Raw genomic sequence first — 5,131 nt, forward strand, 5'->3', positions numbered from 1 at the left:
ATGGCAAGCTGACCTTGCGTCGGCGCGTCCTGGACCCCAATAAGCCCCTATGGCTTCACTTGGGGTTCAGGCGCGCGGCGCAAGAGAGGCGGGGATGACCGCTTCCCCGCCGCAGCCCGTGCACGGCGCGCAAAGGCTGCGCCCGATTTTCCGTATCCTGCTGACATTGCTCGCAATGTTTGCCGTCGCCATGCGCCCGGCGATGGCGCAGTCGATCCTGCGCGATGCCGAGACCGAGGCGCTGTTCCAGGATATGATGGACCCGCTGCTCGTCGCGGCAGGGCTCCAGCCCGGACAGGTGCGCGTGCATCTGCTCGGCGATCGCAGCATCAACGCCTTTGTCGCGGGTAGCCAGGACATTTACGTCTTCAGCGGGCTGATCGAAGCGGCCGACAGCGCCGAAGAGGTGCAGGGCGTGCTCGCGCACGAACTGGGTCATGTGATGGGCGGCCACGCGATTCGCGTGAACGAGGGCGCCAAGACCGCAACCGGCATCTCGTTGCTCAGCCTTCTGCTCGGCGCCGCGGCGATCGCGGCGGGCGCGGGGGAGGCCGGCATGGGCGTGATGATGGCGGGGCAACAGGCCGCGCTGGGCAAGTTCCTCGCCTTCAGCCGCGTCCAGGAATCGACCGCCGATGCCGCGGGCGCGCAATATCTGTCGAAAGCGGGAATCAGCGGGCGCGGCAGTCTCGCTTTTTTCAAGAAGCTGCAAAATCTGGAATTTCGCTACGCGGTCAAGCAGGACGACGATCAGGCCTATGGCCGCACCCATCCGATGTCGGGCGACCGCATCCAGACGCTGCGCGAGGTGTATGTCATCGACCCGGCGTGGGCGAAACCCGCCGACCCGGTGATCGAAAAACGGTTCCAGCGGATCAAGGCAAAGCTGTCGGGCTATATGACCGAGCCCGAGCGGACGCTGCGCAAATTCCCCGAAAGCAATACCAGCATTCCCGCGCGTTATGCGCGCGCTTACGCCTGGCACAAAAGCGCCTATCCGCAAAAGGCGCTCGCGGAGGTCGAGGGGCTGCTCGCGACCAATCCCGACGACCCCTATTTCCTCGAACTCGAAGGCCAGGTGCTGCTCGAATCGGGTCGGCCCAAGGAGGCGATCCCCGCGCTGCGCAAGGCGGTCACCCGGTCGCGGTCGCAACCGCTGATCAGCGCGACGCTGGGCCATGCACTGATCGCGACCGAAGACCCGGCCAATTTCGCCGAAGCCGAAAAGGTTCTGAAAACCGCGGTCGCGCTCGACAACCAGAACCCGTTCGCCTGGTATCAGCTCGGCATCGTCTATGCGAACAAAGGCGATCAGGCGCGCGCTGCGCTCGCCTCGGCGGAACGTTACAGCCTGGAGGGTGGACAGTCGGGGCTCGCGCTGCGTAATGCCGAAATGGCGATGCAGGGCCTGCCCGAAGGGTCGCCCGACTGGATCCGTGCACAGGATATTTCGCTGGTTGCCCGCGCCGAGGTGGAACGCGAGCGAAAACGGCGCTAGATTCACCGGAACAATGCGGGGACCGCATCGCCAATACCGATGCGCAAGGGCAACAAGTGACTGACAAAAAAGACGATTATTACCAGCCATGGCTGCGCGACCCCGCGCCGACGCCGGGTGTGGGCGTGCCACAACATGATGAGGGGCTGGCGAAGCCGAAGGACGAGCCGCCGGTTGGCATCGACGTGTCGCGCTATACCGGCGCCGAAAAGCCGCGCGATCCGCTGGTGAAGCCCGCGGCGATCAAGGCCGGCGCGGCAAACCTGTGGGACCGCATCCAGAGCGGCGCCGAAGCCTTTGCCGACTGGACGATCCGCGTCGGCGAACGCGCCGATATTCCGGCGCGCGTCGAAGCGATGGAAATTCCGCGCCGTTCGCGCGAAGTCGCCGCAAAAACCGGCGTGCTGACCGCACGCGCCGCGCGCGCGGCGGGCCGTGGTTCGGCGCAGGTCGGCCGCGCTGCGGCCAAGGCGAGCGGCGATGCGTGGGAAAAGATGGCGCTCGGCGAAAAGGCCCGCAAGCTGTCGAGCGACGCCGGGCGCGGGATAGGCGAAGTCGCGGGCAAGACCCGCGCCGGGGTCGCCGACATCGCCAAGGCAGGCAGCGACAGCCTCCGCGAGCAGCTGGGCGATGCCGCGACGAAATTGCGCCCCGCCCCGCGCGAGGAACTGACCCCGCCGCCCTCGGGCCTCGAACAATTGCTCGCGCGCGAGGAGGCCGCCGCCCGGCAGGCGAATGCACCGGCGGCGCCCGATTTGCCGCTTTTTTCCGGCGATGCCGCCATTCCGGCCGTCGCCAAGCCCGCACCGGTCGGCACCGTCACCGCGATGCCCGGCGACGATCGCGCGCCGACGGCGCAGCCGGCGAAAAAGACAACGAGCGCCAAAGCCATGGCGGCACCGCGCCTGCCGCACGTGAAGGGGATGGGGATGGACGGCATGTCGACGCGACCATGGGTTATCGCGGCGGGCGGCCTTGCCCTCCTCGCCGCGGTCTTCTGGCTGGGCGGCCGCCTCGGCGGCGGGATGAGCAAGGGCGAGGTAGAGACGATCGTCGCCGACTATATCAAGGCGAACCCCCAGATCATTCCCGAGGCGCTCGAAGCGCAGCGCAATGGCGAGATCGCGAAGGCGATCGACGCGATCCGCCCGGCGCTCGAAAAACCCTATGCCGGGGCATGGGCTGGCAACGCCGACGGCGACGTCACGCTGGTCGTGTTCACCGACTATGCCTGCGGCTTCTGCCGCGCGAGCGTGCCCGACGTCGACCGGCTGATCCGCGAGGACAAACGACTGAAGGTCGTATTCCGCGAACTGCCCATCATCGCGCCGCAAAGCCGCGACGCCGCGATCATGGCGCTCGCCGCCGCCCGGCAGGGCAAATATGACGCCTTCCATCACGCAATGTTCGCGAGCGGTTCGCTTGACAAAGCGGCGATCGCCGCCGCCGCCGCCAAGGTCGGCGTCGTCACCGACGGCACCGCCGACGCGACCGCGAACGAGGCGCTGTTCCAGCGCGAACTCGACAGCAACCTCGCGATCGCGACCCAGTTGCAGCTCAACGCCACCCCGACGTGGATCGTCGGCAATCAGCTGTTCCAGGGGCAGATCGGCTATGACGGGCTGAAACAGGCGGTCGCGAAAGCACGGGCAGCGAAAAGCTGATCGGCGCGGGCATGGCGACCGTCTCCCACGATGAAGCGCTCGCCAACGCCCGCCGTCTGCTGGCGGGTCAGCCGGCCGCCGCGCTGGCACAGGCCCAGGCGATCATCGAGGCGGTTCCGACATCGGCGGCGGCGCACCGCCTCGCCGCCCATGCGCTGCGCGCCCTGAATCGCGAGGCCGAGGCCCAGGCGGCATCGCTCGCCGCGGTCGGGGCGACGATCCACGACGCCGCGATGGTCGACGCCGCGCTCGCCCTGGCCGAAGATCGGCTTCCCGACGCCGAAGCGGCGCTGCGCCAGCGGCTGCGCGAGGATGCGACCGACGTCGCGGCAATCCGGATGCTCGCCGAGGTCGCGGGGCGGATCGGGCGGTACGACGATGCCGAAAAACTGCTGTCGCGCGCGTTACAGCTCGCGCCCGGTTTCGGCGCCGCCCGCGCCAATCTCGCCACCGTCTATTACAAGCAGAACCGCTTTGCCGACGCGGCACAGATGCTGCGCGCGGTGTTGGAGGGCGATCCCGACAACCCCGCACATGCGAACCTGCGCGCCGCCGCGCTCGGGCGGATCGGCGGTTATGACGAGGCGCTCGCGCTTTATGACGAACTGACACGCCGCTTCCCCGACCATGCCAAGCTGTGGATGAGCCATGGTCATATGCTCAAGACCGTCGGGCGGCAGGACGACAGCATCGCGGCCTATCGCCGCGCGCTGGCCGCCGATCCGGGACTCGGCGAAATCTGGTGGAGCCTCGCGAACCTCAAGACCATCCGCTTCGACGCGGCCGATCGCGCCGCAATGGAGGCCGCGCTCGTTGCCGCCGAACCCGATGGCGAAGCGCGCGCCGACGACCGGCTCCACCTCCACTTCGCGCTCGGCAAGGCATATGATGATGCCGCCGAACATGAACCGGCATTTCGTCACTATGACGCCGGCAACGCGATCCGGTCGCGCCAGCTCGGCTATCGCGCCGCCGAAACGACCGCGGCGGTCGATGCCATCGTCGCCGCCTGCACCCCGGAATTTTTCGCCGCGCGCACCGGCGCGGGCGATCCGTCCCCCGATCCGATCTTCATCCTCGGCATGCCGCGCGCCGGATCGACGCTGATCGAACAGATCCTCAGTTGCCATTCGGCGATCGAGGGCACGATGGAACTGCCCGACATCCCTGCCCTCGCGCTCGGTCTGGGCCGCGAAAAACAGGATGACGGCCGCCGCTGGATCGAGGCGCTGGCGGACATCCCGGCCACGCAGCTCGCCGAACTGGGCGCCGCCTTCATCCGGCGCACCGCGGTGCAGCGCAAGACCGACAAGCCTTTCTATATCGACAAATTGCCGAACAACTGGCTCTACACCGCGTTCATCCGGCTGATCCTGCCGAATGCGAAGATCATCGACGCGCGGCGCCATCCGCTCGATTGCTGTTTTTCAAACTTTCGGCAACATTATGCGAAGGGGCAGGCCTTCAGCTACGGCCTCTCCGACGTCGGCGGCTATTATCGCGACTATGTCCGCCTGATGGCGCATATCGACGCGGTGCAGCCCGGCCGCGTCCATCGCGTGATCCACGAAGCGTTGCTCGATGATCCCGAAACCGAAGTGCGGGCGATGCTGGCCTTTCTGGACCAACCGTTCGAGGCCGCTTGCCTGGCCTTTCACCGCAATGCGCGCGCGGTGCGAACCGCGTCGAGCGAACAGGTGCGCCGCCCGATCAATCGCGACGGCGTCGGCCAGTGGAGGCCTTATGAAGACTGGCTCGACCCGCTGAAGCAGGCACTCGGCCCCGTCCTTCCCGCTTATCCGGCGGTGCCAGCCGACTTCGGCTGATCGCACGCGACAAAACGTTGCCTTTCGGCAACAGCAGACGACATTTTCGACCAACGACCGCTGCACCGCACAACAATGCTTGCGCTTGCCCGGCGCCGCGTCATTCTCACGTCACATCACTGTCATGTGAGGGGGATTCCATG

At 67.2% G+C, this 5,131-nt stretch carries 3 protein-coding genes; all 3 read left to right on the forward strand.

Annotated elements, in window-relative coordinates; genetic code table 11:
- The first annotated feature begins 94 nt into the window (after positions 1 to 94).
- From A3E77_RS02265 to A3E77_RS02275, 3 genes are read left to right on the forward strand one after another with little or no spacing between them, the layout of a single operon-like run.
- Complete coding sequence (locus tag A3E77_RS02265) at positions 95 to 1,498, forward strand: M48 family metalloprotease (protein ID WP_293643283.1); 1,404 nt, start codon at positions 95 to 97, stop codon at positions 1,496 to 1,498.
- Positions 1,499 to 1,554: 56 nt separating this feature from the next.
- On the forward strand, positions 1,555 to 3,162 hold the full coding sequence (locus tag A3E77_RS02270) for a DsbA family protein (protein WP_293643284.1): 1,608 nt from the start codon (positions 1,555 to 1,557) through the stop codon (positions 3,160 to 3,162).
- A gap of 11 nt (positions 3,163 to 3,173) precedes the next feature.
- Positions 3,174 to 4,988 (forward strand): tetratricopeptide repeat-containing sulfotransferase family protein, encoded by a 1,815-nt coding sequence (locus A3E77_RS02275; protein ID WP_293643285.1) that lies wholly within the window; start codon positions 3,174 to 3,176, stop codon positions 4,986 to 4,988.
- Positions 4,989 to 5,131 lie beyond the last annotated feature (143 nt).

Source organism: Sphingopyxis sp. RIFCSPHIGHO2_12_FULL_65_19 (assembly GCF_001830555.1).
GTDB lineage: Bacteria > Pseudomonadota > Alphaproteobacteria > Sphingomonadales > Sphingomonadaceae > Sphingopyxis.

Coding starts and splice junctions, on each gene's coding strand:
- A3E77_RS02265 (WP_293643283.1), top strand. CDS start 95: ATGACCGCTTCCCCGCCGCAGCCCGTGCACGGCGCGCAAAGGCTGCGC.
- A3E77_RS02275 (WP_293643285.1), top strand. CDS start 3,174: ATGGCGACCGTCTCCCACGATGAAGCGCTCGCCAACGCCCGCCGTCTG.